Genomic DNA, 25,746 nt, shown 5'->3' with positions numbered 1-25,746 from the left:
TTCGAATATTTAGTATGATGGAACAAAGGGGGGGAACGAGATGAAAGAAATCGTTTTTACAGGTTTTCCAGGGTTTATCGCCAGCCAATTGATTCGCAAATTCGCAGCTGATGTTGCTCAGGTGACAGCTATTGTTTTACCTTCCGAGCGCTGGAAAGCCGAACAGGAGGCAGCCCGAATCCAAGTGGAAACAGGAAGCGAACCAATCCGTTTGATCGAAGGGGATATTACAAAAGCGGGTCTCGGTTTGAGCCAAAAGGACAGGGCTGAGTTTGCCGGCAAGAAAATCATTTTTTGGCACTTAGCGGCAATATACGATTTAGCTGTTCCAAGAAAACTGGCCTGGAAAGTGAATGTAGACGGCACTAAAAATGTGAACGATTTTGTCAAAGAGCTGCCAAGCCTCGAACGGTATATGTACTTCAGCACCGCTTACGTAGCGGGCATGCGGGAAGGCTGCTTGCTTGAAAATGAATTGATTCGACCTGATAAGTTCAAAAATTTTTATGAAGAGACAAAATTTGAAGCAGAAGTATTGGTCAATCAAATGAAAAAAATGCTGCCGGTTACAATTATCCGGCCAGGCATTGTCAGGGGCCATTCCAAAACCGGGCAAACTGTGAAATTCGATGGTCCGTATTTTTTCCTGAATCTGATCGACCGCGCCAGTAAGCTGCCAGTCATTCCGTATATTGGGCATTCTACGGCTTATATTAATGTTGTGCCGGTCGATTACATTATTGAAGCTTCGGCATACCTCAGTACATTAAAAGAGGCAGAAGGAAAGACAGTCCATTTAACGGATCCCCATCCGCATCCGGTAGAAGAAGTATACCGTTCCATGGTCTTTCATATGACTGGGAAAATACCGAAAAACCGCATTCCCCACAAACTGGCTGCAGCTTCACTTGCTTTATCTCCGGTACGGAAATTACTTGGAGTAGAGGCGGAAACCTTAGATTATCTGACATGGCATGCTTCTTTTGATACGCGTATCGCCGAGAGCTTGCTTTCTGGCAGCGGCATTTGTTGCGCGGATTTTCTTGAAACAATGCCGGAGATGGTATCTTTTTATCAGCGCCATAAAAAAGATAAGAAACGCCACGTTGCCATTCATTAGTAAAATGTTTAAAAGATTTGAAACGATGGTATACATGCATTACAACTCAATAACTTTTGGCGTTCAGTCAAAGGGGAGTAGCTGTGGGGAAACCTATTTCATAGTCGTCAAGACATGGCTAAACGCCATCGGTTATGATAGCAATATTACTTGCTTAGCGAGACCTTTGCCTCTTTAGGGGCAGAGGTCTTTTTGCTGGCGAAATTTAGGAGGAGAATAGGTGGAAGCCATATTATTAGAATATGCCTGGGTTTTGCTGGTCCTCGTAGGTTTAGAAGGCCTGTTAGCCGCAGATAATGCGGTAGTAATGGCAGTTATGGTAAAACATTTGCCGAAAGACAGACAGAAAAAAGCATTATTTTATGGTTTGGTTGGCGCTTTCGTTTTCCGGTTTTCAGCTTTGTTCATGATTACATTGCTCGTGGATATTTGGCAAATTCAAGCTTTAGGAGCTGCTTATTTGTTGTTCATCTCCATTAAAAACGTCTGGGATCAACAAAAAGGCAAAAAAGATAACGTGCTTGATGAAATCAAGGAACCGAAAAAAGGCTCCAGCTTCTGGATGACCGTTTTGAAGGTGGAATTGGCGGATATTGCGTTTGCTATTGATTCTATGTTGGCGGCTGTAGCTTTAGCGGTAACACTGCCGCATTTAGGCGGATTTGACATTGGCGGAATCAATGCAGGCCAATTTATTGTAATGCTAGCTGGCGGTTTGATCGGTGTGATTCTCATGCGTTTTGCCGCCCATAAATTTGTTCAGCTTCTGGAAAAATACCCGCAGCTCGAAACAGCTGCTTTTGTTGTTGTCGGCTGGGTTGGCGTCAAGCTTTTGGTCATTACGCTGTCCCATGAAAACGTCGCCGTCTTGCCTCATGAATTTCCTCATTCCACAACATGGAATATCATTTTCTGGACTGTATTGGTCGGAATCGTAGTCATTGGTGGAATTTTAGGCGCCAGACAAAACAAACAAGAAAATGCATAGTTTTGAAAGGCTTCCATTATGGAGGCCTTTTTATTTGCCTGTAAATCGTGGAGACGGACAGAAAAAGCAGAGAAGGCTCGAATAGTTATATAGTATTGCTTAAAAAATATTAAGGCTCTTTTCAATTCCAAATTCTGCCGTTACAATCAGTATTAATGCCAGATTGAAAAGAGGTGAACAGCATGCTGCTGTCGATTATATCGGGAGTTTTTGGACAAGGAGAAAAATCAGATGCTGAAGTGCTAGCGGTGCAAGCACAAAAAGGCAATGAAGAAGCAATGCAAGATTTGCTCTATTTTTACACTCCTTTTATGAAAAAAACGGCGGCTCAAGTATGCAAGCGGTTCATCGATGACCACGATGATGAATATAGTATTGCTTTGACAGCATTTCATGAAGCTGTTGAGAAATTTGAAGAAGGGAAGAATGCTTCCTTTTTAACGTTTGCTCATATGGTTATCCGGAGAAGGATGATTGATTTTATCCGAAAAGAAGCAGGGCGCCATGAGTATAGCCATGATTTTAGAAACAATAGCGAAGAAGAGACAGGGAGCCGTATTTCAGATGGGGAAGCGTTGGAGCGTTTCCATGTTCAGCAGCAAGCTGAAAAAAGACGCGATGAAATTCTTCTTTTTGATAAAATGCTCACTGAATATGGGTTGTCATTCCAAATTTTAGCGGACGCTTCTCCTGCACATGAAGATGCCCGCAGAACTGCAATTCAAATTTCCCAGTTGGTTGTAGAGACTGATGAATACAAAACGTACTTGCTTGAAAAAAAGAAATTGCCAGTGAAAGATATCGAGCAATTGGTCAAGGTTTCACGGAAAACGATTGAACGGAACCGAAAATACATAATTGCTATAGCGTTACTATTAATGAGCGATTTGCATTATCTAAAAGATTATTTAAAGGAGCGGTTAAACTGATGCAGATGCAAAAAGGTATTTGTGTAGAACTGAAGGATAACCGTTCTGTCTTCATCCTGCCAAATGGGCGGTTTGTTAAAGGGCGGCCGGCTGCAGACATAGGCATAGGCGAAGAAGGCTATTTTTATCCAATGGCTAAAAAGAAAAGTGCTTTAAAAATAGCTTGGGCACCGGTTCTTGCTGCTGCTGCAATTTTTGCTATCATCTTTGCACTTCTATCCCCGCCTCAAGAAGCATACGCTTATATTCAAGTGCAGATTAATCCAGGTGTGGAACTTGGAATTGGCGAAGATGGAAAAATCATATCTTTGCGCGGTCTAAACAAAGACGGTGAAGAGCTTGCAGACAGCCTAAAAGGGTGGAAAAACCAGCCGCTCGACTATGTTTTGGACAAGGTGATTTCTGTTTCCTTGACCAATTCCACAAAGGAGATCACTATTACGACTGTAAATGGGACAGAAACTGACTTGCCGCTGGAAAGACGGTTAAAGCTGTGTCATTGAAAGTTGCAAAAGATGATGTGGCAGTCCAATTAAAAAAGGCAACAAAAGCCCAATGGAGAAAATCAGTTAAAGAGAAAGTTCCGGTCAGCCAGTTGGTTTCTGACTCTACACTGATACAGCACAAAAAAACAGAACCGAGCAATGAAACCGAAGATGAAGCAAAGAACACAGGCGGCGAAACAAACAAAGAGGAAAAAGCTAAGAATAAAACTAAAGAAAAAGACCAGGCTAAAGAGCCAAAAAAGACTAAAGAAAAAGAAAAAGCTAAAGAAAAAGCTAAAGAACAAGCTAATGAAAAGGCTAAAGAAAAAGCTAAAGAAAAAGCTAAAGAAAAAGCTAAAGAAAAAGCTAAAGAAAAAGCTAAAGAAAAAGCTAAAGAAAAAGCTAATGAAAAGGCTAAAGAAAAAACTGAAAGCAGAAAAAACGAGCCTTCCGGTGAACCAAGAAAAAAAGAGGGAAAATCTCTTCAATTGAAAAAGAAAGAAGATGAAACAAAAACCAAATCAAAAAACAATTCCGATTCCAAGGCAATAGATCAAAAAGACAAGAGTCCAAAAGTTAAAGAAAAGCAAAAAGAACAACCAAAGCAAGCTAAGAAAAACAATGCAACTAAAAAGGAAAATACAAATGCCTCCAATAAGAAAGAAAAAACCGAAAAGCAGCCAAAGGAAAAGCGGAAAAGTAACAAGAAAAAAGAATAAACTATCAAAAGCAGTTGTTTGATGGAAGACAAAGGAAAGAGATTTTCACGAATCTCTTTCTTTTTAGTGATTCTTTTCTTAAAATGGGTAGAGGACGAAAGCTGAAAGGAATAATGATCATCATGAATAAAACGTTTCAAAGAATCCGCAGCGCAACTCCTGCACAGGCTATCGTTGCGTATTATTTTATAGCGACCGCTATTTCCTTTCTTTTGCTTAGGCTGCCAAATGTGCACCGGCCTGGCGTAGAAGTGTCTATAATTGATACGCTTTTTACCGCTGTAAGTGCTGTGAGTGTTACAGGCTTGACCGCAGTGAACATTGCGGAAACTTATTCGGTATATGGGATTATCGTAATTATTTTCATTTTGCAGTTAGGCGGAATCGGCATCATGTCGATTGGTACGTTTTTTTGGCTGATAATCGGGAAACGAATTGGCTTAAGAGAACGGCAGCTGATCATGGTAGACCATAATCAGCTGAATATGTCAGGCGTCGTTATGCTCATCCGGAACATCATCAGTATTTTGCTGATTATCGAAGCTACAGGGGCTATCATTTTTACATTATATTTCACCCAATATTATGATACATTCAATGAAGCATTGCTCCATGGCGTTTTTGCTGCTGTTTCTGCGACGACCAATGGCGGCTTTGATATCACAGGGCAATCTTTAGTACCTTATTTTAATGATTATTTTGTGCAGATTCTGAATATGATATTAATCATTCTAGGAGCTATTGGTTTTCCGGTTTTAATCGAAGTGAAGGAGTTTCTTTCAAACAAAAATAAGAATTTCCGTTTTTCTCTGTTTACCAAAATCACCACTTCTACTTTTGCTATTTTGCTGGTGATTGGCACATTGGGGATCTTATTGCTGGAAATGACGAAAGCTTTTAAAGGCTTGAACTGGCACGAAATGCTTTTTGCCTCCATGTTCCACTCGGTTTCTACCCGCTCAGGCGGCTTGGTTACGTTTGACGTCACCCAGTTCAGTGATGCAACAAGCACATTCCTGAGCGCAATGATGTTTATCGGCGCATCTCCAAGTTCAGTCGGCGGAGGGATTCGTACAACCACTTTTGCAATCGCCATACTGTTTTTGATCAATTTTGCGCGAGGAAAAAACACCATCCAGATTTTCAAACGGGAAATTCAATTAATAGATGTTTTTCGTGCTTTTGCTGTTATCATATTGGCTATTTTTATCGTACTAGCAGCTACAATGGCTTTACTAATTACCGAACCGAATGCTTCTTTAGTGGAAATTATATTTGAAATCACTTCTGCTTTCGGAACATGCGGGATGTCGCTCGGCTTGACCAGTGATTTATCGGTCACCGGGAAATTGATTATTATGATTCTAATGTTTATCGGCCGCGTCGGCTTGATTTCTTTCCTGTACACAATAGGAGGAAAGACAGATGCGACAAACTTCCATTATCCGAAAGAACGCGTAATTATCGGATAACATTTTAGGGGGAGTAAAGCCGTGCCATTTCAGCCAAAAAGAGCTATAATTAGAGTATTAAAGGTTAACAAGTGGAAAAGAGTGGTTAATGTGAATGAAGAAGTAAAGCAATCCTTAAAACTATTTATCGTTTTATCCAGAGCCCATAAAGCGATTTCCGAACAGACCAATCATTTTTTTCAAGAGAACGGAGTCAACCCGACTGAATTTGCTGTGTTGGAACTTCTTTACCATAAAGGGAAACAGCCGCTCCAAAAAATCGGCGGAAAAATTCTGTTGGCCAGCGGATCGATTACATATGTTATCGACAAACTGGAAAAACGAGGATTTATCACCCGCGTAAATTGCCCGACTGATCGCCGTGTCACATATGCGGAGATATCAGAAAAAGGCAAAGAGTTTATGGCAGAAATTTTTCCTGAGCATGAGAAGAAACTGCATGAATTGACAAGCGCATTATCGCACGATGAAAAAGAACAGGCGATTGAATTGATGAAAAAGCTTGGCCTTTCGATTAAAGACTTGTCTTACTGAACATACAAAAAGACGTATTGGATTTTTTCCGATACGTCTTTTTTGTATGTTTTGGCCAGAAATATTATTGTAGAAAAACCCGTACAGAAGAATGCTGCACGGGTTGGCGTTGAACCATTGGCTCATTATGGCATCGGCAATGGTTGGACTAAAAACAGCAGGACAATCATGACAAGATGCGCGATGATAATGAGCGGCATGCTCCGTTTCCATTCGTACAGCGCCCCTAAAACTAGGCCTGCCGCGAGTCCGGCGAATTGACCGGGCCAAAATCCGCCGACCCCAAGGGCAAGTCCAAAAAGAACAGAAGACAAAAGAATGGCGGTAAATGTTGGCATGTACCGTTTCAGTTGCTGTTGGACAAAACCGCGCCAAAAAACTTCTTCACCCGGAACAATGATGAACATTAGGAGCAAATAATGCCAAATGGATGTCGGCGCCAAGACTGCCAGAAAATTTGATACGCTGTTGTCAATATGTATGGGAAAGAATTGAAGCAGGCGATAACCAAGGGCGATGATTCCATATATGAGTGTGCCATAGCCAAGACCGAAAATCAGTGATTTCCAGGTAGGCAGTTCATCGGAAATTTTGCTGAAAACAATCGAAGCTGACATTAGAACGAGTATAGCAAATGGATACATGTACCAGAAAATTGCAGTATTCTCAAATGACCAGTTGTAGAGCCAAAAAGCCAATGGAATAAAAAGAATGAGTTTATGGCTTTTAAAAAATCTGAACATAAAAATCCTCCTAAATATAAAAACCGAACTTCTGCATCGAAAGAACGGCAAGAACAAAGATGGTTCTCCTCTATAGTTATTGTATAATAATGGAGAGTCCTTCTATTGCAAATGGGGAAGTAACCACTTCAAGAGAGTGATTTTTATTGAATGGACGGAATCTTATTCGTTCGTTGATTATTATAACAGAATTTGCTGCATTATATGAAAGCAAAAGGAGAATTGAGATGACAGATTACAACAGAATGCTCGACCAGTTAAAAGCTGGGGAGATATCCTCGGCTACTATCCAGAAAGAAGAATTTTTGGATTTTCGTGCGGTGTTGATCACCCGCCCCGACTTCAAGCATTTCAGGGGTACTGCATTCCATCATGGCACAACCGTTTATACGTACACCGAGGATCCAGCTAAATAAATCGTGGAGAATTAGCAAAAACAAGGGGGAAATATTGTGGGGAGTCTAGCCAGAGTAAAGGCACATCTAAATGAATTGGTTGTAGGCAGAGAGAAAGAAATCGATTTTATGTTAATTGCGTTAATCCAAGAAGGGCATGTCTTGCTTGAAAGTGTGCCAGGATCAGGAAAAACATGGATGGCAAAAGCATTTGCAGGTTCTTTCCAAGGCCTTTTTCAGCGCTTGCAATTTACACCGGATGTGCTGCCTTCCGACGTTACAGGCATCCGTTTTTTTAATCCGAAATCGCAAGAGTTCGAACTCCGTCCAGGCGCAGTCTTGACTAATTTGCTGCTGGCAGATGAAATTAATCGCGCTACGCCGCGGACCCAATCCAGTTTGCTTGAAGCAATGGAAGAAAAACAGGCAACGATAGACGGGGAAACAGTGCAATTACCCAATCCATTTATCGTAATTGCAACACAAAATCCAGTGGAATCGCAACAAGGCACATTTCCACTTCCAGCAGCACAATTGGACCGCTTTCTGTTTCGACTGGAAATCGGTTACCCGAATTTTGAAGAAGAAATGGCGATTATCCGCAATTTCCGCGATAACGTATCCCATAAAAAAGAAATCCGCTCTGTCGCTTCAATCGAAGAAGTCCGGGAATGGTCGGCATCGGCGAAAAAAGTGGCGGTTCATGAAGACATTGAGAAGTATATTGTGGCACTTGTGCGAGCTACCCGGGAGCACCCGATGATCGAGCTTGGATTGAGTTCGCGTGCTGCATTAGCACTTGTCCATGCGGCTCAGGGAAAAGCATTTATCGATGGCCGTGCTTTTGTGACACCGGACGATGTTAAATACATATTTGAACCGGTGGCAATTCACCGGATTTTACTGAATCCGGAAGGCATGCTCATCCATGACCCTGCCGACGTGCTGCGAAAAATCGCTCTAACAATAGCTTCGCCGGTTGAGGCGCTTTGAATGGTCTGGATACGCCATGACTATAATGCTAAAAGCATAAAAGGCCTTTTCGGATTATTGGCTGTATTCTTTTTCTTATTGGTGATCTTCCTGCAATTTTCTGCTGCCGCAATCATAGCGTCTGTCTTGGTTGTTGTGGGCCTGCAACTGCTTTATTTCAAGCATGTCGGCAAAAAATTGGAATTCCGAAATATTAAAAGCCGAAAACGTATTTTAAACGGCGGAGAAACTTCGTGGGAACTTGAATTTGAAAATAAGGGCCTTCCGATTTGGGGAGGAATATTAAAACTTTCCTTTCACGATGCCGTTACACCCCTAGGGAATGATACAAGCAACTTTACAGAAACGCTTGAAATGGATGTGCCGTTTACGATTGGACTAAATCAGAAGGTGGTTGTGCGCATTCCATTGATCGGGCGAAAAAGAGGTTTATCAAGGATTCACAAAATGGAACTCATCATTCCGCATCCTTTTGCAGAAGGAAGTGCGACTCTTGAATATCAGCCGATGGTTTTGCAGGAACTTCTTGTCTATCCGAAATTGGGGAATATTTCGCTGGCATATATTCCAGCGCGCCAAAAACCGGGCCAATTCAACCTGAAACATTCACTATTCGATGATGTATTCCAGCCAGTTGGCACGCGGGATTATGTGCCGACCGACCAGTTCAATCAAATTCACTGGAAAGCAAGCGTGCGTGCCCAGACGCTTCAAACAAAAATTTACGCCAAAGTGACGAATGAATCGATGCTATTTATTCTGGATGCGGCAAGCGGATATGCGACAATCCACAATTTAGAAGAGCGCATCGAAGAACTGGCTGGCTATATTGAAAATTGCTACGCTGAAAATATTCCATACGCTATCGCCATCAATATGCGCTCAGCCGGCAAATTCCCATACTTTTATCTAGCGGCTGAAGCAGGAACCACCCAACGGCAAAAAGCTTTAGAGATGTTGTCGGTTATATCGAAAAATCATTCAACTATTCCGCTTCGTTCGATGCTGGCACATCTGGATGTCCATATCGACTTGCCGTTCAGTACGTATTTATTGACCGATGAATTGGCAGATGCAAGCCGTTTTATCGCAAAATGGCAGGCACGGACCAATTTAGGCATTTTAGAAAGCCATAAAGGAGGGGAGACGGCATGACCCAGCGTTTTCTTGCAGCTTCGAATTTCATGCTCGATGCCTTCCTGCTTTCATTATTTCTTGTTTTTATCGATATTAAGATGGATGCCCCGCCGCCGTTTGTTTGGCTTGTGCTTAGTGGAGTTGTGGCGTTCGCAGCGTTTTTTACATTTCTAAAAGTTTCTTACAAGCCGGGCCTTGCATTGTTAATCGGGGCGGGATTAATGTGCTCCGCTTTTTTTGCCGGCGCTTCTATGATTGCTGTACTGATTTTTATACTAGCAGCTGTTTATCGGCTGCATATGCGGTTTTCGGCTAATGAAGAAGAGATTGAATCAGATAGCAGGTATCTGCTTAAATTTATTTTGCTGTTTGGGGCTGTGCTGTTTATCAGCCTGATCAATCCGGCAGGCGGAAAAAGCGGCATTCTTTATACTATCGCCATTACCGCCATTTCTTTTTATGTAGTATCCCGGTTGCTGCACCGCTATATGAAATACAGAAACGATGGTGCTTCACTCAAGCAGCTATTGCTTACGGCCATCGGTATTTTGGGGTTGTCTGCCGCTGGAGGCGTGATGGTCTATTCCATAATTGATGACACGAGATATGCGTTGGGAGCTTTGCTAGGCGGGCTATTCCGCATCGCTTTGTGGCCGCTGGCTTTTTTGATGGACAAACTGGTGGTTTTTTTGAATGGCTTGTCGAGCGAAGAACAAAAGCAGCAAAATATTGAAAACATGGATACACAAGATCCTGTGGATTCGCTGGCTGATGGAGCGAATCCTGCAGCAGCCGATCTTCCTTTTGAACTTATTTTCACTGGAATTTTGCTTGTTCTGCTTTTTTCGCTTTTTCTTTGGCTGCGCAAAACAAAAAACGAAAAAGAAGAAAAGAAGGAAGCAAACAATATTGAGATTGAACGATCTGCTGTTGCTCCTCTCCAATCTTCAACGGCAACTCCAGAACTTCGGTATGCAATTGTAGAGTTGGACATTGTCCGTGAAGCGTTCCGTGATTTCGAGCAGGCTGCAAAACGAGCGGATAAAGGGCGGGACAAACACGAAACTGTTCGGGAATGGCTGAAACGAATGGAATGGACAACAAACGACCAGTTTTTCGAAACTTATGATTTTGTCCGGTACGGCAATGGACAGATTTCAGAAACAAAAGCGCTGCCATTTTTGGAAGAAATACAAAAAATAAAAGAAAAATATTTGAAATTAAATGTTTAAAGAGGTGCCTTAGGGGTATTGTATATTTGAACACAGCAACATTCTCATTTCCCCCTTTTGTGGTCGGTCCGTTCTACGGATCGGCTTCTTTTTTTGTTTTAAAACAGACGGTGAATTAACTGAAGATTTTTGATAAACTGAAGATAAGCGGAAGGGGAGGATCTCAGATGAAATTAGGATTTATTGGAACAGGAGTTATGGGCAATAGTTTAGTGAAGCATTTGCTGGACAATCACCACGAAGTGGCCATCTATACACGCACAGCCAAAAAGGCTGAGAACCTAGTGGAAGCAGGAGCAATGCTTTTTGAATCGCCGAAGCAAGTGGCAGACAAAGCTGACGTGATTTTCACGATGGTCGGCTATCCACAAGATGTGGAAGAAGTTTATTTTGGAGAAAATGGTTTGTTGCAGCACGCTAAAGAAAATGCGGTCTTGATTGATTTGACGACGTCAAAACCGAATTTGGCACAGCGAATTTTTCAAGCGGCAGCTGAAAGAGGAATACATACACTTGATGCTCCTGTCTCTGGCGGTGATATCGGTGCACAAAAAGGGACGCTATCCATCATGGTAGGCGGCGAACAGCCGACATTTATCAGCGTGCTGCCTTTACTGGAACTGTTTGGCGAGAACATCATTTATCAAGGGCCGGCCGGATCCGGCCAGCATACCAAAATGTGCAACCAAATCAACATTGCGTCCAATATGATCGGCGTGTGCGAGTCTCTCATCTATGCAAAAAAAGCAGGGCTTGACCCAGAAACGGTTTTAAGGTCAATTTCCACAGGGGCAGCCGGTTCTTGGTCATTGTCGAACTTGGCTCCGCGGATGATAAAAGAGGATTTTGAACCTGGCTTCTACATCAAGCATTTTATCAAAGACATGAAAATAGCGGCGGAAGAAGCAGAGGCGTGGGGATTGGATCTGCCCGGCCTGCGTTTATCGCTTCAAATGTACGAAAGCTTAGCGGCCGAAGGCTATAATGACAATGGAACACAGACACTCATCAAGTATTTCGACAAATAAAAAAGCTAGAGACTGCAACAGTCTAAAGCTTTCAGGTTTAGTCAAAATATGACTTTTTGGGTGTGTAAAACCGGTCTGTCTGCCGAGTGGTATAGGGCTTCGGGATTGCTGGCACTGGCGATTTTTTCTTTTCCGGCTGCAAACCCGTCAATTCACTTAGAATTTCTTTCGCCACTTTTAAATTCATGCGGCTTGGTGGATTGCGGTACGACTCATCCAAGTGGCCCAAATGGTCAAGTTGCTCAAAGTCTTCTTTTTTCGGTAGCATATGAAAGTAATATTCACCGCATTTGACGAGGACTGAAGATTGCTGTTGACTTTTCCGAGGGTTTTTACTGAAGTGTAGGCCGATTTTCTTAGCGCGGCCTTGAAGAATCATTGCCATGAGCGCTTCTTTTTTCAAAGCGTACAAGTATTGGTTATCGGGTGCAGTTTTTGCATGCCTGTTGACGGTGAAAATTGCTTGTGCAATATCCGCTTCCGATTTTCGAACTGCCATGAACTCATTCCTTTCTAAGAAAATAAAATAATTTTCTGCTTCTTTATCATATCAAAATTTTCTGTAAGTGTATACCGAACAAGAACATAGGCAGCTAGTATTTTTTCTTCAGAATTATAATGCAGAGGGGGATATGAAATGTATTCAGACAAAACGATTATTGTCACAGGCGGTTCAAGCGGAATAGGGCTGCATATGGCAAAGAAGTTCGCTTCAGAAGGAGCAAACGTTGTCATTACGGGCCGTGATATGGAGCGCTTAAACGAAGCGGTCGTCCAAATAAAAGGAGCGCGTGGATCAGTCGAAGTATTCCAAATGGATGTCCGCGAGCCGGAACATGCCAAAGCGATGGTAAAGTTTGCACATGATACATTTGGAAGAGTGGATGGTCTAGTGAATAATGCCGCCGGGAATTTCATCGTCCATGCGGAGAAGCTATCGCCAAATGGCTGGAAATCCGTTATCGACATTGTCTTGAACGGAACGTTTTTCTGCTCGCATGCCGCCGGAAATTATTGGATTGAAAATGGCATAAAGGGGAATATTCTTAATATGCTAGCTACATACGCTTGGAATGCGGGGGCGGGTGTAGCTCATTCGGCTGCCGCAAAAGCGGGTGTCATGTCGTTGACACGGACATTGGCCGTCGAGTGGGGCACTCAGTATGGTATTCGGGTAAATGGCATTGCCCCAGGGCCGATTGAGCGGACAGGCGGAGCTGATAAGCTGTGGGAATCTGAAAAAGCTGCCAAACGCACGCTTGAATCGATTCCGCTGGGGCGTTTAGGCAAGCCGGAAGAAGTCGCGGAACTTGCTGCATTCATCATGTCTGATAAAGCTTCGTATATGAACGGCGAAATTGTGACACTTGATGGCGGACAATGGCTGAATAAATTTCCATTTTAAGAAAAGATAGCGCTCACAATTAAATAGTTTCAGTTAAGATGTTGTGTTATGATGAAGGCGAATCGTTTAAATTCTTTATCACGGGCAGCAGAAGGAGTAATGCACATGATTTCATTACCGAGCAGAGATTTTCTTGAAACTCGAATTGAAGATTACATCATTTCGTCTGAAAAAGTTGCTCATGTTCAATTAGGCAATAGTGCTGAACATGCATTGCTTGTATTAACGAAAACAGGTTATTCGGCAGTACCCGTTCTAGATTTGAAATACCGGTTTTGCGGTTTGATCAATGCGCAGCGCATAACGGAGTCAATTTTAGGCATGAATCACATCGAATACGAACGTTTGCCGGAAATACGAGTCGAAGAGATTATGCAGACGGATCTTACCTTAATTAAAATAAACGACCGCTTCCAGCGGGCATTGGATTTGTTGATCAACCAGAACTTTCTTTGTGTAGTGGACGATGAAGGCATGTTTATGGGGATTTTAACTCGGCGCGTCATCTTGAAGCAATTGAAAAAGCAAATCTACCAAATCAGAAACACTCAATAAAGGATGATGAAAGGTCTCTTTAAAGAGGCCTTTTTTCTGTCGGCGGGAAGAAGGTACATAACTTATGAAAAAAACGAATCGCCCTCTTGTGTTGGCATCGGTGATGCTTGCCATGTTTATTGGAGCTGTTGAAGCGACTATCGTTTCCACCGCAATGCCAAGCATTTCAGCGGATCTTGGAGGGTTTTCCAAATACAGCTGGGTTTTTTCGGCTTATCTTTTGATGAGCACAGTAACAGTGCTCTTATACGGGAAATTATCTGATATTTTCGGCAGGAAACCGGTCTTTACTGTCGGAATTTTGCTGTTTTTGGCTGGTTCTTTAATATGCGGTTTTGCCACATCCATGGAAGAACTCATTTTTTACCGTTTTATACAAGGGGTTGGCGCTGGGGCGGTCTTGCCAATTGCAACTACCATAGTCGGAGATATTTATTCGGCAGAAGAGCGTGCAAAAATTCAAGGGTATTTATCGAGTGTATGGGGCATATCTGCAGTGACCGGCCCAGCGATTGGCGGGGTGTTAGTCGCTACGATTGGTTGGGAATACGTTTTTTGGGTAAACATTCCGCTTGGCATTTTGGCGTTGCTTGGGGTTATGCTGTTTTTAGTAGAGCCGCCAAAACATCAAAAGCCTTCGATTGACTATGCGGGCGCTTTAATGTTAACGGTGTCGCTTACTTGTTTTCTTTACTGGCTCGTTGAAGGCGGAGTCGGATTCAATTGGATTTCTAACGAAACGCTGCTGTTATTAAGCGGCACTTTGGCCAGCGCAATTATTTTTGTGATGATCGAGCGAAGAGCAAAAGATCCGATGATGCCTTTTGATATTTGGAAAAACAAGGCGATTCTCTATGCAAATTTGGTGTCATTAGCGACCGGGATTATTGTCATCGGAGTTACCAGCTATTTGCCTACTTACGTTACAGGTGTGATGGAACAGCCTGCAGCAATCGCGGGATTTACGTTAACGGCTATGTCGATCGGCTGGCCGGTGGCTGCATTTTTTTCGGGAAGGCTGTTGATTCGGATCGGTTATTTTCGGACGACGCTCGCTGGTTGTATTTTTCTGGTGATCGGCACCTTGCTATTTGTTTTTATGCGCCCGGAATCTGGGCCTTTTTGGGCTGCAACTTCCAGCTTTTTCGTCGGTGTCGGCATGGGGCTCACAAGCACAGCGTTTATCGTATCGATTCAGGCGGCAGTTTCCTATGAACAGCGCGGATCGGCCACGGCATCATTCATGTTTATGCGGAACTTGGGCAGCACCATGGGAGTGGCGCTTCTTGGAAGCATCTTAAATTCATCGCTATTAAATTACTTTAATGACCGGGGCGAAAACATGTCAGTCGAAGCCATCAATGGCTTGCTGACAGAAAAAAGCCGATCCAGCATTTCAACTGAAACCTTGGTTTTTTTGCAGGAAGGACTGTCCTCATCGCTTCAAAATGTCTATAGTGTAACGGCGTTGTTTGCGGCGGTCAGCTTAATGCTGATTTTCGGCTTGCCAAGAAAGAAAGGGGCGAAAAGCAATGTCAAATGAAGAACTGATTATAAAAGTGCTTGCTGAAGAAGGAAATATGAGAAAAGCGGCTGAACGCCTCTTCCTGTCCCAGCCGGCTCTTTCTCAGCGGCTTCAATCAATTGAAAAAGAGTGGGGGGAACAATTGTTTATCCGCTCTCAAAAAGGGTTGACTCCGACGCCGGCAGGGGAATTGGTCATTGGCTATTCCAATGAAGTGCTGCAGCGCAAAGAAGAAGTATTTGAAGTGCTGCATACCTTAACATCAAAAGTGCATGGCACATTGAAAATCGCCTGTGCGACAATCATCGGCCAAAATTGGCTGCCCAAAGTGCTTAAGGACTTTGTCACCCTTTATCCTGAAGCGAAAATTCAACTCATAACCGGCTGGAGCTCGGAGATTGCAAGGGCGCTCTATGAAGGGGAGGCGCATATCGGCATCGTTCGGGGCCATACCGATTGGAAAGGCCCTAAAATCCATTTGTTCAGGGATATCTTATATTTAGTGGATAAAGAAATCGATTCACTGGACCAAGTAATGGAAACGGAGCGGCCATTTATCCAATTTAAAAGCGATTCCAATTATTACGAAGAAATTCAGCAGTGGTGGCAAAAACATTTCGATTCCAACCCCAAGCGGCAAATTACGGTTGACCAAATCGAAACGTGCAAGCAGATGGCCGTCAATGGAATCGGATACGCTATATTGCCGTCGATTACATTGAATGGTACAGAAAATGTCCACACTGTACCGCTTTCAAGCAATGCAGAAGAACTGGAATTAACAAGAGACACTTGGCTGATCGGCTATGAGTCGGCTTTTCATTTGCGGCAAGTGGAGGCATTCGTAGAAATTGTAAAAAAACACGCCGCTTTATTTGAGTGAAGTGGATGAATTTTTATTCAACTTCCGATATAATTGATTCATTACTTATAGAAAGAGGTTTGATGATGAAACAAATGGATGCAAATGAAATTATCTCGTACATACAGAATGCGAAAAAGACGACGCCTGTAAAAGTCTATGTAAAAGGCGAGAACGTGGCATCGCTTGATTTTGGCGCTTCTGCCAAAGTTTTTGGCGAAAACAACAGTGCAACAGTATTTGGTGAATGGTCTGAAATCCAACCTGTATTGGAAGCAAACTCATCCGCTATTGAAGACTATGCTGTGGAAAACGACCGCAGAAATTCTGCCATTCCGTTGCTTGATATGAAAAATGTCAACAGCCGAATTGAACCGGGCGCTTTCATCCGTGAAAATGTTGAAATTGGAAATAACTGTGTAATCATGATGGGTGCTGTCATCAATATCGGTTCAGTGATCGGTGATGGAACCATGATCGATATGGGCGTAGTCCTTGGCGGCCGCGCAACTGTCGGCAAAAACTGCCACATTGGCGCAGGTGCTGTCTTGGCTGGTGTTATCGAGCCGGCTTCAGCCACGCCAGTTATCGTAGAGGACGATGTCATGATCGGCGCTAATGCAGTGGTCCTTGAAGGCGTCCGCATCGGCAAAGGGGCTGTTGTTGCAGCAGGTGCAGTTGTTATCGAAGATGTTCCTGAGAACTCAGTGGTCGGCGGAACTCCGGCACGAGTCTTGAAGCTGATGGATGAAAAAACTCGCTCGAAAACAGAAATCAAACACGAACTAAGACAGCTTTAATTGGTGCTTCACATGGATTTAGTGAAAATCAGAAGAGACTTGCACGAAATTCCGGAAATCGGCTTCCAAGAAGTTAAAACCCAGCACTATTTACTTGAACGCATTTCTTCGCTTCCACAGGAAAAGCTGGAAGTAGCCCAATGGAGAACTGGAATCGCAGTGAAAGTTGCAGGAGTGAATCCAACGAAAACCATCGGATGGCGGACGGATATCGACGGCTTGCCGATTGCTGAAGAAACGGGTTTGCCATTCAGTTCAGTGCATCCAGGTTTTATGCACGCATGCGGACATGATATCCATATGGCGACGGCGCTTGGTCTTTTGGAAAAATTGATCGAAGAGCCACTTGAGAACGACACAGTAGTTTTGTTTCAGCCGGCAGAAGAAGGTCCAGGCGGTGCGTTGCCGTTATTGGAATGGCTAAAAACCGATAAGCAGGATTTTTTGCCGGACCTGATTTGCGCCTTGCATGTGGCGCCGGAACATCCGGTTGGAACAGTGGCGACAAAACCAGGCTTGTTATTCGCCAATACGTCTGAGCTGTTCATCGATCTGCATGGCAAAGGCGGGCACGCCGCTTATCCCCATTTAACGGAAGACATGGCGGTCGCAGCGGCATCGCTGCTGATGCAGCTGCAGACGATTGTCAGCCGCAACATCAATCCGATGGACAGCGCGGTGCTCACGGTCGGCAAGCTAAGCGCCGGTACTGTACAGAACATCATTGCCGAACATGCAAGGTTAGAAGGAACAATCCGGACGTTGAACAACGAGTCAATGGCAAAGGTTAAAAAGCGCATCGAGGCAATTTGCCGGGCAGTTGAAGAAGCTTACAATTGCCGTGTGTCCATCGATTATGGTTCCAGCTATCTTGAAGTTGATAATGATGCGGTGCTTGCCGAAGAATTTTTGAAGTTTGCGGAAACATTTGATGGCATTAAAGCCATAAGAAGCGAAGCCGCTATGACCGGTGAAGACTTTGGCTATTTTACAGCTGAGATTCCAGGGGTGATGTTTTGGGCAGGTGTAGATTCCGAATTTGGCCTCCACCATTCAAAGCTTAATCCTGATGAAGCGATTCTTGGAATCATGCCAAGCTTTATCCATCAATTTTTTAAAACACTTTAACAGAAAGGCTGTCGAGATATTATTTCTCGACAGCCTTTCTTGTCGTTCTATGCACTTTTCATACCTTCAGTAAGTGCAGCTATGCAGAAGGTGTTTTGCGAAAAGGCCTGATGCCTGTTCAGCATTTCTATGCGAAGAAAAAATGCCGTCAAACAGCAAACAAACTGCTGCCGAGTGGCTAACTTTTTTTCTGTGAAGAAGGAACTATTTAACATGCGCAACGTACTAATTGGAAGAGAGTATAAAAAGGGGGATACATTATGCATAGTCGCTTGGTAGCCATAGTGGCAAGCGCAATTTTATGTGGATTATTTTTGTTGCCGCAAGCTTCGCTTGCTGCTCCGAATATAACCGTTGATGCAAGTGCCGGGCTGCAAAATAAAGTGAAATACGAGAAAGGCTTGCCGCTTCAATTCACATTAACGAACAATGGGTCGGCTTTTTCAGGCGATTTGGTGCTCAGCTATTCTGAAAGCTATTCATTGGGGGCAGGATTAGCTGTGCCGATTGAACTAGCCAGTGGAGAAACCAAAACCATACAGGTGGCATCAACAGGATTATCCGACATGTCATATATGGCTAGCATATCCAGCCAAAATATATTTTTATTTGAAGGTGGTTGGAAGGAAGGGAAATCCATCAAGTATAATGGATCAAAAACATTAAAGCCAAATTACTTCACACCGATGGATCTTTTTATAGCCAGTTTGACATCCAATTCCGACCGCCTTCAACAACTGAAAGAAGTCTCGGCAGGCAGCAGTGGAACTCCACAATTGTTCCACTTAAACCAAATGAACCAATTTAAGTTGCCGACAGAAGCGGTGGCTTGGGAAATTGTTGATTATTTAGTGATTGATGAATTTGCGTATAGCGACTTGCCCGATGCGGTTCAGCAAGCTGTTCTTCAGTGGGTTCAGCAAGGCGGCCATGTGGTGGTCGGCTCGACTGGGAATCTGTCCGCGGAACTCGGCAACTTAAGTGAATTTTTGCCGCTGGATATAGGTGGACCTTTAGAAGCCGCAGTTCCAGGCTTGGAAGAGCAAGTTCCGGCATTTGAAGCTACAACGAAAGATGGCGCAAAAATTCTTTTGGAAGACAAAGGGCAAGTGCTCGCTGCGAGCCGACAAATCGGCTCTGGGACATTGACGCAAACCAGCTTTTCTTTAGGGGATGAAAGTGTTTCATCTCAAAAAGGGTATCCTAAACTTATGAGCGGGTTTCTTCAAAACACCAGCACTTTGAATGCAAACTTCCAAGGCGAAACTTTGTCGGAAAGGATGGCTTACCAAGTCGGGGAAGTCAACGAATTGTTTGAAAGCTTTGCGGTATCGAAAACATTGATCATGGGTATTATCATTCTTTATATTCTACTAATTATTCCAGTGCTTTATGTCATATTAAAGAAAAAGGACAAGCGTGAATATGCTTGGTTCATTATCCCGGCAGCAGCAATCCTGACTTCTATCGGCCTTTTTGCACTTGGCGCAAAAGATCGCATCGGCAATGCCCAAATTCAGCAAACTGGATTTTTTGAAGTGGATGCAAATAATGGATTGAATGGCTATTACATTAATTCTTTGTTATCGAATCGAGGCGGAGATTACCAATTCAAGGCTCCTGCTTCTACGACGATGAGCTACCGCCTGAAGTCGCAAATGACAGAGGAAGAGCCTCATCAAGCGGCAATATTAGAGCGGCAGGTTGCCGGCAATAGTATGACTTTGCGCGATATGCGTTATTGGTCTGTATCTTCGATCATGGGCGAATCTTATATTGAAAATACCGGAGATTTTGATGTCCAGTTAAATGTGGCGAATCGTACAATAGCGGGAACCATCACCAATAACTTCCCATTTGCAATAGAAGACGTTTCAATCTGGACAGGAACCCGCTTAATGTCGCTAGGGAATTTAAATCCTGGCCAAGAACTCCAAGTTGAGGAAACGATCAACTCGGATATATTGGCTCCTGCATCTTCCGTTGGCCAGCCTTACGGTTATCAGCCGATTGCCGATGCAAAAGCTTTAGCTCAGGCAAGGCGGCAGTCGCTCGTTACAATTTCGTACGATGAACTTGAAGACAAGGGTACAGCTCCTTACGTAATCGGCTATACAAAAGATGCTATTGTACCAATTTCATTGGAGGAGCAACGGGCTTCCGTTTCTTCACTTCATTTGATTGCTCAAAGCTTTAAGCCAGAAACGGCATTGAGCGGAAATATTACATTGGATGCAGAAACGTTCAATATGGAAGTGACAAGTGTAAACCAGCAGGCATATTTCGAGAACGTTTCAGACGACCCTTATTACTACTATTTCGATGACGGCGACTATGAAATAACCTATCAAGTAATTGAAGCGATTGATACGAAACAGGCAAAATGGGAAGAATTAGGAGTTAGCTTGGCGACATCAGGACCTGCAATTTCCATCTTTAACGCCAAGACCAATAAATACGAAGAAATCACAGGCAGCCGCCATACATTAGATAAACAAGTGGAACAATATATTTCTCCGGAAGGCACCATCAAATTTTCACTAGAAATGAGAGCTGGGGCTTCAAGTGCACCGGAAGTCGCATTACCGAAACTTAAGTTGAAAGGAGAGGTAGCGCCATGATTGAAACGGTAGGATTAACGAAAAAATACGGCTCTTTCTATGCCTTGAAGGATTTGAATCTGACTGTGGAAGATGGAACTGTGTTCGGTTTTGTCGGAGCTAACGGCGCCGGAAAATCTACAACCTTCTCCATATTGGCTACACTTCTACAACCAACTGCCGGTGATGCTTTTGTCAACGGATTAAGTGTCATTAAACACCCGCATGAAGTAAGGAAACAGATTGGGTATATGCCGGACTTTTTTGGCGTTTATGATCAGCTAAAGGCTGATGAGTACTTGGATTTTTACGGTGCCAGCTACGGTTTGAAACCGAAAGAGCGGGAAGTGCTAATCCCGAAATTGCTGGAGCTTGTCAACTTGGAGCATAAACGCTACGAATATGTCGATTTGCTGTCCCGCGGAATGAAGCAGCGGCTTTGCCTCGCGCGGGCATTGATCCATGACCCGAAAATCCTCATTTTGGATGAACCGGCATCTGGGCTGGATCCGAGGGCACGCGTAGAAATGCGTGATATTTTAAAAGAATTAAAAGCTATGGGCAAGACAATTTTGATATCTTCCCATATCTTGCCTGAACTAGCGGAAATGTGCGACAGCATCGGAGTCATCGATTCTGGGGAACTGATTGCCACAGGTTCGGTCGCTGATATCCAAGCACAGCTCCAAAGTGAAAAAGTGATGCGCGTAAAGATAGCGGGACCGGCCAAAGAGGCGATGTTGTTCTTCGAAAATGATCCATATGTTTCTAAAATTGTTGAAATACCCGAAAAAAAGCTTATACAATTTCTTTATAGAGGAACAGAAGAAGACCAGTTAATATTATTGCAAAAAGCAGTGGCCCGGCAATTACCGATTTTATCTTTTGCAGAGGAAGAAACTGACTTAGAAGATGTCTTCATGGCAATCACGAAAGGGGCGGAAGTCAAATGAAAACGCTCCTGGCAAATCCCGTGCTAGTAAAGGAGATTAAATTGCGGTTCCGCAATATGAAGAGTTTTACTGGGATTTTGTTTTATCTGATCGCGATGAGCATCTTTGTTTTTGGCTTTATTCTTTTGACGACTTCCTTTAGCGGAAGCGGTTATTTCCGCCCGGATGAAAGCTTTATGCTGTTTAGCATGATGACTTATATCCAATTAGGGCTCATTCTCTTTATTACGCCTGCTTTGACAGCAGGAACGATCAGCACAGAACGGGAAAAGCAGACGTTGAATATTTTGCTGACAACGTCGCAGACATCCTTCCAAATCATATTTGGGAAAATGACCTCGTCTATCGCTTTCTTGTTATTGATGATCATTTCTGGGCTTCCTATTTATAGTTTAGTATTTTTATATGGAGGCGTTTCACCCAACCAGCTTTTTGTCATTTTCTTGTTTTACTTGTTGACGTTATTGACAATCGGAAGCATTGGTGTGATGTTTTCAACCCTTATCCGAAAAACGATCGTCGCGATTATTGCGACCTATAGCGCAATGATATTCCTTGTAGCGGTAACAGGCTTTTTTATGATCATTTCAATGCAAATTTCACAAATGGGCATGGGCGCTGCAAGCTTTTCGCCATTCACGCATTTTTGGGCCAGCATCAACCCGGCGGTAGTTATGTTCACTTTGCTGCAGCCGGCATATGCCAATGAAATTCAGGGAATGACATTAGTGCCTTTGCCGCTTTGGGCAGGATATTTTATTGTTTATGCTGGGCTGGCGGCCTGCTCTCTTTTGGTAGCGGTGAAACGTCTGCGGGTAAATATGAATAAATACAAATAAGGAGGAGAAGATATGGACAGCCGGGAAATTAAGAAATACGTAGCAAAAACCAACCGGTTTTTAAAAATCGTGCATATCGGCAAAGCATTTCAAAAAGCTCTGTTCTTTGGATTGGCTGCTGCCATATTAATGCTTTTCATATCCCGGCTGTTTATCCTTCCTTATTATGAATTTTATTCATATGGAATAGGCATCCTGCTTTTTCTAATGTGGCTCTTCACTGCACTTTACCATTTGCCGAAACGGAAACAAGCAGTCCGCACGCTTGATCGGTTCACGCCTCATAATCTGCTTTTGACGGTTTGGCAGTCTGGAGAAGACAATACATTAACAAAAGCTCTAGCCACAAAAACAGAAGAGATTCTGCCGTTCAGCTATCAGCTATTTCAAAAAGAGCCGAAAAACTGGCTGCTCGGCAAGTGGCTGGCAGGTTCATTGCTTAGTGGAGTTCTGCTTGTGCTGTTGATTGTTTTTCCAGGCACGCTGCAGCAGCAGGCAAAGGAAATTGAACGCGAGCAGGAATTGATTGAAGAAATGGAAGAAAAAATTGCAGAAGTCGAAGAAAAAGCGGAAATCGGACAAGTGAAAAAGGAATTGGAAGAGCTGCAGGAAACGGTCAAAAAGAGTGAAACGGCAGAACAAGCTTTAAAGGAAATGGTCAAAAAGCAAAAAGAATTGAATTTACAAAAACAGCAGGCAAATGGAGATGCACAAGATACTCTGAAGAAAGAACTGGAAATTGCCTCCGGAGAGTTAGCAGAACAAGCTGGCAAAACCCAGACATCCTTAAGCAATATGGGGAAACCAGTTCCTTTTCCTCTTGAACAAACCATAGCCAATAGCAACTCATCGGCTGTTGCCGAAGGTTCCGGATCTTCATCTTCCGAAGCATCAGGAAATGCTGGAGAAAGCGGTTCTTCAAATAGTGACGGTTCGGAACAAAGCCAAGGACAGAGCCAGGGCCAAGGACAGGGAGAGGGACAAGGACAGAGCCAAGGTGAGGGCCAAGGCCAGGGACAGAGTCAAAGTCAGGCCCAAGGACAGGGACAAGGACAAGGACAAGGACAAGGACAAGGCCAAGGACAAGGACAGGGCCAAGGACAAGGACAGGGTCAAGGACAGGGACAAGGACAAGGACAAGGTCAGGGGCAAGGAGCAGGACTTGGGCAGGGCAGTCGGGAGCTCTTGACAGTTCCTTCAAGAATTGGCGGCTCAGGTGGAACCGAAGTAGACAACGGTGAGCTTGGCGAGGGGCAAGCGGCGAGCGAACAGCAAGGGGCAGTGCCGACTGAGAAAGGCGAGGCACGCCCTTATTCAGAAGCTGTAGGTGATTATTCAGAATCATATTTTTCAAGCGCAGAGCGAATGCAATTGCCTCAGGATCTGCAAAAAGTTGTGGAACAATATTTCACTTCAATAGAAACTGAAGAGTAGAAAGCAGGGGAAGACATGACATTGACACCAGATCAATTTACAGAAATGAGTAAACGGCTACAAGAAGTTCGGGAGGAAATTGGCCTCTTTATTGTTGGGCAGGAAGAAGCAGTCGAATTTTCCTTATACGCCATTTTGGCTGATGGCCATGCCCTTCTCGAAGGATTGCCGGGGCTTGGAAAAACGATGCTGATCCGGACCATTTCCGAAGTTTTGGATTTATCATTTTCACGTATTCAATTTACCCCGGATTTAATGCCCTCGGATATTACAGGAACCAATTTAATTGAGCGTGATGCAGACGGAAAGCAGCATTTTTCGTTCAGGGAAGGCCCAATTTTTCATCAGATGGTTTTAGCCGATGAGATTAACCGGGCGACGCCAAAGACACAAAGCGCCCTTTTAGAAGCGATGGGCGAAAAGACGGTGACCATTTTAGGAGAGACCAAACCGATGGCACGTCCGTTTTTTGTCTTGGCAACACAAAACCCGATAGAAATGGAAGGAACGTATCCATTGCCGGAAGCGCAAATGGATCGCTTCCTCTGTAAAATACTAGTTGCTTATCCCAATCGGGCCGAGCTGGCGGAAATCAGTAGGCGGACAACTGGAGCGGAAACAATTCAACTGGAAAAGAAGATGGCGGCGCATGAATTGCTGGAAGCCCAGCAATTGGCCAAATCTGTCATGATTGCTGAAGATATATTAATGGTGGCTGTTGATATCATTCAAAACACCAACCCGCTTGAAAGTGAAGTCGGCCAGATTCAGGAATTTGTGCAATACGGAAGTGGCCCCCGGGGCTTGCAGAGTTTAATTCGATTGGCGAAGGCGCGAGCATTGGTGGATGGGCGTTTTCATGTATCAATTGGCGATTTAAAGCATGTAGCCAAACCGGTTTTGCGGCACCGATTGCTGCTGAATTATGAAGGGGAAGCATCCGGCGAAAGTGTTGACGAATTGATCGGGTTAATTTTAGAAAGTGCTGGGAAAGGCGTATTGAGATGACAGTGCTGCAGTTGCCAAGTGATTGGATAAGCCGTTTGAGCCGTTATTCGATTGGTACAAAAGCAAAAATTCGCGGCCATCACAAAGGGTCGCACCTTTCTATGCGTTTTGGTTCTTCATTGGATTTCTCGGATTTCCGGGAATATCATCTTGGAGATGATGTCCGCCACATCGATTGGAACGTTTATGCCCGCACTGAAAAAGTTTACATAAAACGTTTTTTGGACGAGCAGGAAATGCGTGTTCATTTGCTGGTCGATAGTTCAAAATCGATGCAGCAAAAATGGCTGTTTACGAAACAACTGGCTTTTTCGCTTGGCATGATGGTATTGTCGCGAGAAGACCGGTTGACAGTTTCTGCCGGGCAGAAACAAGTTGCGCCATTTCGGAAAAAAGGGAAATCGGCCAGGAAGTTGTTTGAACATTTTATTTCGAATTTGCCAGAGCCGACTGCTTTGTCGTTTGCCAAAACAGCAAGTTTTCATGCAGCTAAAGACTCGACTGTTTTATTTATCTTGTCAGATGGATTAGAGCCTATTGAAGATTGGCAGCAGTTTTTCAAACAGGCGCCCAAATACTCGCATGACGTCCGTTTTTTGCATATCCTTTCAGAAAATGAAAGGATGCCTGAGTATGCCGGAGATGTACGATTTATTGATGATGAAACAGGAGAAGCCATCAATGTAACCCTGACGCCAAGCGCTTATGTCAGTTACCGGGAAAAAAGGGAACTGCACGAAAAGGGGTTAGAGGCACTGTGCCGAAAGCATGGCATTCATTACTTGCAAGTTTCTATTGAAGAAGGAATACAGCATGTATTGTTTCAGCAGATGGCTCGAAAAAAATGGATCGAATGAGGTGA

26 protein-coding genes are annotated in these 25,746 nt (G+C 43.7%); 24 read left to right on the top strand and 2 right to left on the bottom strand.

Features of this window, described 5'->3' with window-relative positions; genetic code table 11:
• Window positions 1-40: 40 nt before the first annotated feature.
• The 7 genes from FQV28_RS09420 to FQV28_RS09390 all read left to right on the top strand — a co-directional run bounded on the left by FQV28_RS09420 (window position 41) and on the right by FQV28_RS09390 (window position 6,247).
• Window positions 41-1,120 (top strand): SDR family oxidoreductase, encoded by a 1,080-nt coding sequence (locus FQV28_RS09420; RefSeq protein WP_146495857.1) that lies wholly within the window; start codon window positions 41-43, stop codon window positions 1,118-1,120.
• Between the two features lie 220 nt (window positions 1,121-1,340).
• A complete protein-coding gene (locus FQV28_RS09415) occupies window positions 1,341-2,108 on the top strand; it encodes a TerC family protein (RefSeq protein WP_146495855.1) in 768 nt (255 codons plus the stop codon).
• 182 nt (window positions 2,109-2,290) lie between these two features.
• On the top strand, window positions 2,291-3,037 hold the full coding sequence (sigI, locus tag FQV28_RS09410; protein ID WP_146495853.1) for an RNA polymerase sigma-I factor: 747 nt from the start codon (window positions 2,291-2,293) through the stop codon (window positions 3,035-3,037).
• The gene (locus FQV28_RS09405; RefSeq protein ID WP_146495851.1) at window positions 3,037-3,540 is read left to right on the top strand and encodes an anti-sigma-I factor RsgI family protein; all 504 of its coding nucleotides are present in this window, start codon (window positions 3,037-3,039) and stop codon (window positions 3,538-3,540) included. Before sigI ends, FQV28_RS09405 begins: the two co-directional genes overlap by 1 nt.
• Window positions 3,531-4,241: a hypothetical protein gene (locus FQV28_RS19200; protein ID WP_186763826.1), complete on the top strand. Its 711-nt coding sequence runs from the start codon at window positions 3,531-3,533 to the stop codon at window positions 4,239-4,241. The genes FQV28_RS09405 and FQV28_RS19200 overlap by 10 nt, the downstream gene beginning before the upstream one ends.
• A 122-nt stretch (window positions 4,242-4,363) precedes the next feature.
• Window positions 4,364-5,713: a TrkH family potassium uptake protein gene (locus FQV28_RS09395; RefSeq protein WP_146495849.1), complete on the top strand. Its 1,350-nt coding sequence runs from the start codon at window positions 4,364-4,366 to the stop codon at window positions 5,711-5,713.
• A 90-nt stretch (window positions 5,714-5,803) separates the two neighbouring features.
• A complete protein-coding gene (locus FQV28_RS09390; protein WP_146495847.1) occupies window positions 5,804-6,247 on the top strand; it encodes a MarR family winged helix-turn-helix transcriptional regulator in 444 nt (147 codons plus the stop codon).
• A 125-nt stretch (window positions 6,248-6,372) separates the two neighbouring features.
• Here the strand turns inward: FQV28_RS09390 and FQV28_RS09385 are convergent, their stop codons facing one another.
• Window positions 6,373-6,990 (bottom strand): CPBP family intramembrane glutamic endopeptidase, encoded by a 618-nt coding sequence (locus tag FQV28_RS09385; protein WP_146495846.1) that lies wholly within the window; start codon window positions 6,988-6,990, stop codon window positions 6,373-6,375.
• A 227-nt stretch (window positions 6,991-7,217) separates the two neighbouring features.
• Between FQV28_RS09385 and FQV28_RS09380 the strand changes: the two genes are divergently transcribed.
• The 5 genes from FQV28_RS09380 to FQV28_RS09360 all read left to right on the top strand — a co-directional run bounded on the left by FQV28_RS09380 (window position 7,218) and on the right by FQV28_RS09360 (window position 11,775).
• Window positions 7,218-7,406, top strand: a complete 189-nt coding sequence (locus FQV28_RS09380) for a hypothetical protein (RefSeq protein WP_146495844.1) — start codon at window positions 7,218-7,220, stop codon at window positions 7,404-7,406.
• 36 nt (window positions 7,407-7,442) lie between these two features.
• Window positions 7,443-8,378 carry an AAA family ATPase gene (locus FQV28_RS09375; RefSeq protein WP_146495842.1) on the top strand — a complete coding sequence of 312 codons (936 nt, stop codon included), beginning with the start codon at window positions 7,443-7,445 and terminating at the stop codon, window positions 8,376-8,378.
• A complete protein-coding gene (locus FQV28_RS09370; RefSeq protein WP_146495840.1) occupies window positions 8,379-9,533 on the top strand; it encodes a DUF58 domain-containing protein in 1,155 nt (384 codons plus the stop codon).
• Window positions 9,530-10,747: a hypothetical protein gene (locus tag FQV28_RS09365; protein WP_146495838.1), complete on the top strand. Its 1,218-nt coding sequence runs from the start codon at window positions 9,530-9,532 to the stop codon at window positions 10,745-10,747. The genes FQV28_RS09370 and FQV28_RS09365 overlap by 4 nt, the downstream gene beginning before the upstream one ends.
• A 143-nt stretch (window positions 10,748-10,890) precedes the next feature.
• Window positions 10,891-11,775, top strand: coding sequence for an NAD(P)-dependent oxidoreductase (locus FQV28_RS09360; protein WP_255472885.1), 885 nt, complete (start codon window positions 10,891-10,893; stop codon window positions 11,773-11,775).
• Between the two features lie 37 nt (window positions 11,776-11,812).
• Here FQV28_RS09360 and FQV28_RS09355 read toward each other — a convergent pair whose 3' ends face one another.
• The gene (locus FQV28_RS09355; protein WP_146495834.1) at window positions 11,813-12,274 is read right to left on the bottom strand and encodes a YkyB family protein; all 462 of its coding nucleotides are present in this window, start codon (window positions 12,272-12,274) and stop codon (window positions 11,813-11,815) included.
• Window positions 12,275-12,412: 138 nt separating this feature from the next.
• On the opposite strand from FQV28_RS09355, the gene fadH reads away from it, so the two are divergent.
• The 12 genes from fadH (at window position 12,413) to FQV28_RS09295 (ending at window position 25,741) form a co-directional block, all read left to right on the top strand.
• Window positions 12,413-13,180 carry a 2,4-dienoyl-CoA reductase gene (fadH, locus tag FQV28_RS09350; protein ID WP_146495832.1) on the top strand — a complete coding sequence of 256 codons (768 nt, stop codon included), beginning with the start codon at window positions 12,413-12,415 and terminating at the stop codon, window positions 13,178-13,180.
• A 105-nt stretch (window positions 13,181-13,285) separates the two neighbouring features.
• A complete protein-coding gene (gene cbpB, locus FQV28_RS09345) occupies window positions 13,286-13,735 on the top strand; it encodes a cyclic-di-AMP-binding protein CbpB (RefSeq protein ID WP_146495830.1) in 450 nt (149 codons plus the stop codon).
• A 64-nt stretch (window positions 13,736-13,799) separates the two neighbouring features.
• Window positions 13,800-15,278 carry an MDR family MFS transporter gene (locus FQV28_RS09340; protein WP_146495828.1) on the top strand — a complete coding sequence of 493 codons (1,479 nt, stop codon included), beginning with the start codon at window positions 13,800-13,802 and terminating at the stop codon, window positions 15,276-15,278.
• Entirely contained in the window at window positions 15,268-16,143 is an 876-nt protein-coding gene (locus tag FQV28_RS09335; RefSeq protein ID WP_146495826.1) for a transcriptional regulator CcpC, read from the top strand. The genes FQV28_RS09340 and FQV28_RS09335 overlap by 11 nt, the downstream gene beginning before the upstream one ends.
• Before the next feature lie 65 nt (window positions 16,144-16,208).
• Entirely contained in the window at window positions 16,209-16,922 is a 714-nt protein-coding gene (gene dapD / locus FQV28_RS09330; protein WP_146495824.1) for a 2,3,4,5-tetrahydropyridine-2,6-dicarboxylate N-acetyltransferase, read from the top strand.
• A gap of 12 nt (window positions 16,923-16,934) precedes the next feature.
• On the top strand, window positions 16,935-18,050 hold the full coding sequence (locus FQV28_RS09325; protein WP_146495822.1) for an N-acetyldiaminopimelate deacetylase: 1,116 nt from the start codon (window positions 16,935-16,937) through the stop codon (window positions 18,048-18,050).
• Between the two features lie 260 nt (window positions 18,051-18,310).
• The gene (locus FQV28_RS09320; RefSeq protein WP_146495820.1) at window positions 18,311-20,671 is read left to right on the top strand and encodes a hypothetical protein; all 2,361 of its coding nucleotides are present in this window, start codon (window positions 18,311-18,313) and stop codon (window positions 20,669-20,671) included.
• Window positions 20,668-21,603, top strand: a complete 936-nt coding sequence (locus FQV28_RS09315) for an ABC transporter ATP-binding protein (RefSeq protein WP_146495818.1) — start codon at window positions 20,668-20,670, stop codon at window positions 21,601-21,603. The genes FQV28_RS09320 and FQV28_RS09315 overlap by 4 nt, the downstream gene beginning before the upstream one ends.
• Window positions 21,600-22,442: an ABC transporter permease gene (locus FQV28_RS09310; RefSeq protein ID WP_146495816.1), complete on the top strand. Its 843-nt coding sequence runs from the start codon at window positions 21,600-21,602 to the stop codon at window positions 22,440-22,442. Before FQV28_RS09315 ends, FQV28_RS09310 begins: the two co-directional genes overlap by 4 nt.
• Before the next feature lie 12 nt (window positions 22,443-22,454).
• Window positions 22,455-23,876 (top strand): hypothetical protein, encoded by a 1,422-nt coding sequence (locus FQV28_RS09305; protein ID WP_146495814.1) that lies wholly within the window; start codon window positions 22,455-22,457, stop codon window positions 23,874-23,876.
• Between the two features lie 15 nt (window positions 23,877-23,891).
• Window positions 23,892-24,884, top strand: coding sequence for an AAA family ATPase (locus tag FQV28_RS09300; RefSeq protein ID WP_146495812.1), 993 nt, complete (start codon window positions 23,892-23,894; stop codon window positions 24,882-24,884).
• Entirely contained in the window at window positions 24,881-25,741 is an 861-nt protein-coding gene (locus FQV28_RS09295) for a DUF58 domain-containing protein (protein WP_146495810.1), read from the top strand. The genes FQV28_RS09300 and FQV28_RS09295 overlap by 4 nt, the downstream gene beginning before the upstream one ends.
• Window positions 25,742-25,746: the final 5 nt, after the last annotated feature.

The sequence above is a fragment of the Planomicrobium sp. CPCC 101079 genome (genome assembly GCF_007859275.1).
Taxonomy (GTDB): Bacteria; Bacillota; Bacilli; order Bacillales_A; family Planococcaceae; genus Planococcus.
Note: the sequence above shows the minus strand (reverse complement) of the source record. Positions and strands in the feature narration are given on the sequence as shown.

Bases quoted from the DNA above. Each gene is read 5' to 3' on its own strand.
- FQV28_RS09305 (WP_146495814.1), top strand. From the start codon at position 22,455: ATGGACAGCCGGGAAATTAAGAAATACGTAGCAAAAACCAACCGGTTT.
- FQV28_RS09395 (WP_146495849.1), top strand. From the start codon at position 4,364: ATGAATAAAACGTTTCAAAGAATCCGCAGCGCAACTCCTGCACAGGCT.
- FQV28_RS09380 (WP_146495844.1), top strand. From the start codon at position 7,218: ATGACAGATTACAACAGAATGCTCGACCAGTTAAAAGCTGGGGAGATA.
- FQV28_RS09340 (WP_146495828.1), top strand. From the start codon at position 13,800: ATGAAAAAAACGAATCGCCCTCTTGTGTTGGCATCGGTGATGCTTGCC.
- FQV28_RS09320 (WP_146495820.1), top strand. From the start codon at position 18,311: ATGCATAGTCGCTTGGTAGCCATAGTGGCAAGCGCAATTTTATGTGGA.
- FQV28_RS09405 (WP_146495851.1), top strand. From the start codon at position 3,037: ATGCAGATGCAAAAAGGTATTTGTGTAGAACTGAAGGATAACCGTTCT.
- FQV28_RS09355 (WP_146495834.1), bottom strand. From the start codon at position 12,274: ATGGCAGTTCGAAAATCGGAAGCGGATATTGCACAAGCAATTTTCACC.
- FQV28_RS09420 (WP_146495857.1), top strand. From the start codon at position 41: ATGAAAGAAATCGTTTTTACAGGTTTTCCAGGGTTTATCGCCAGCCAA.
- FQV28_RS09365 (WP_146495838.1), top strand. From the start codon at position 9,530: ATGACCCAGCGTTTTCTTGCAGCTTCGAATTTCATGCTCGATGCCTTC.
- FQV28_RS09300 (WP_146495812.1), top strand. From the start codon at position 23,892: ATGACATTGACACCAGATCAATTTACAGAAATGAGTAAACGGCTACAA.
- FQV28_RS09385 (WP_146495846.1), bottom strand. From the start codon at position 6,990: ATGTTCAGATTTTTTAAAAGCCATAAACTCATTCTTTTTATTCCATTG.
- sigI (WP_146495853.1), top strand. From the start codon at position 2,291: ATGCTGCTGTCGATTATATCGGGAGTTTTTGGACAAGGAGAAAAATCA.
- dapD (WP_146495824.1), top strand. From the start codon at position 16,209: ATGAAACAAATGGATGCAAATGAAATTATCTCGTACATACAGAATGCG.
- fadH (WP_146495832.1), top strand. From the start codon at position 12,413: ATGTATTCAGACAAAACGATTATTGTCACAGGCGGTTCAAGCGGAATA.
- FQV28_RS09325 (WP_146495822.1), top strand. From the start codon at position 16,935: ATGGATTTAGTGAAAATCAGAAGAGACTTGCACGAAATTCCGGAAATC.
- FQV28_RS09315 (WP_146495818.1), top strand. From the start codon at position 20,668: ATGATTGAAACGGTAGGATTAACGAAAAAATACGGCTCTTTCTATGCC.
- FQV28_RS09335 (WP_146495826.1), top strand. From the start codon at position 15,268: ATGTCAAATGAAGAACTGATTATAAAAGTGCTTGCTGAAGAAGGAAAT.
- cbpB (WP_146495830.1), top strand. From the start codon at position 13,286: ATGATTTCATTACCGAGCAGAGATTTTCTTGAAACTCGAATTGAAGAT.
- FQV28_RS09370 (WP_146495840.1), top strand. From the start codon at position 8,379: ATGGTCTGGATACGCCATGACTATAATGCTAAAAGCATAAAAGGCCTT.
- FQV28_RS09295 (WP_146495810.1), top strand. From the start codon at position 24,881: ATGACAGTGCTGCAGTTGCCAAGTGATTGGATAAGCCGTTTGAGCCGT.
- FQV28_RS09310 (WP_146495816.1), top strand. From the start codon at position 21,600: ATGAAAACGCTCCTGGCAAATCCCGTGCTAGTAAAGGAGATTAAATTG.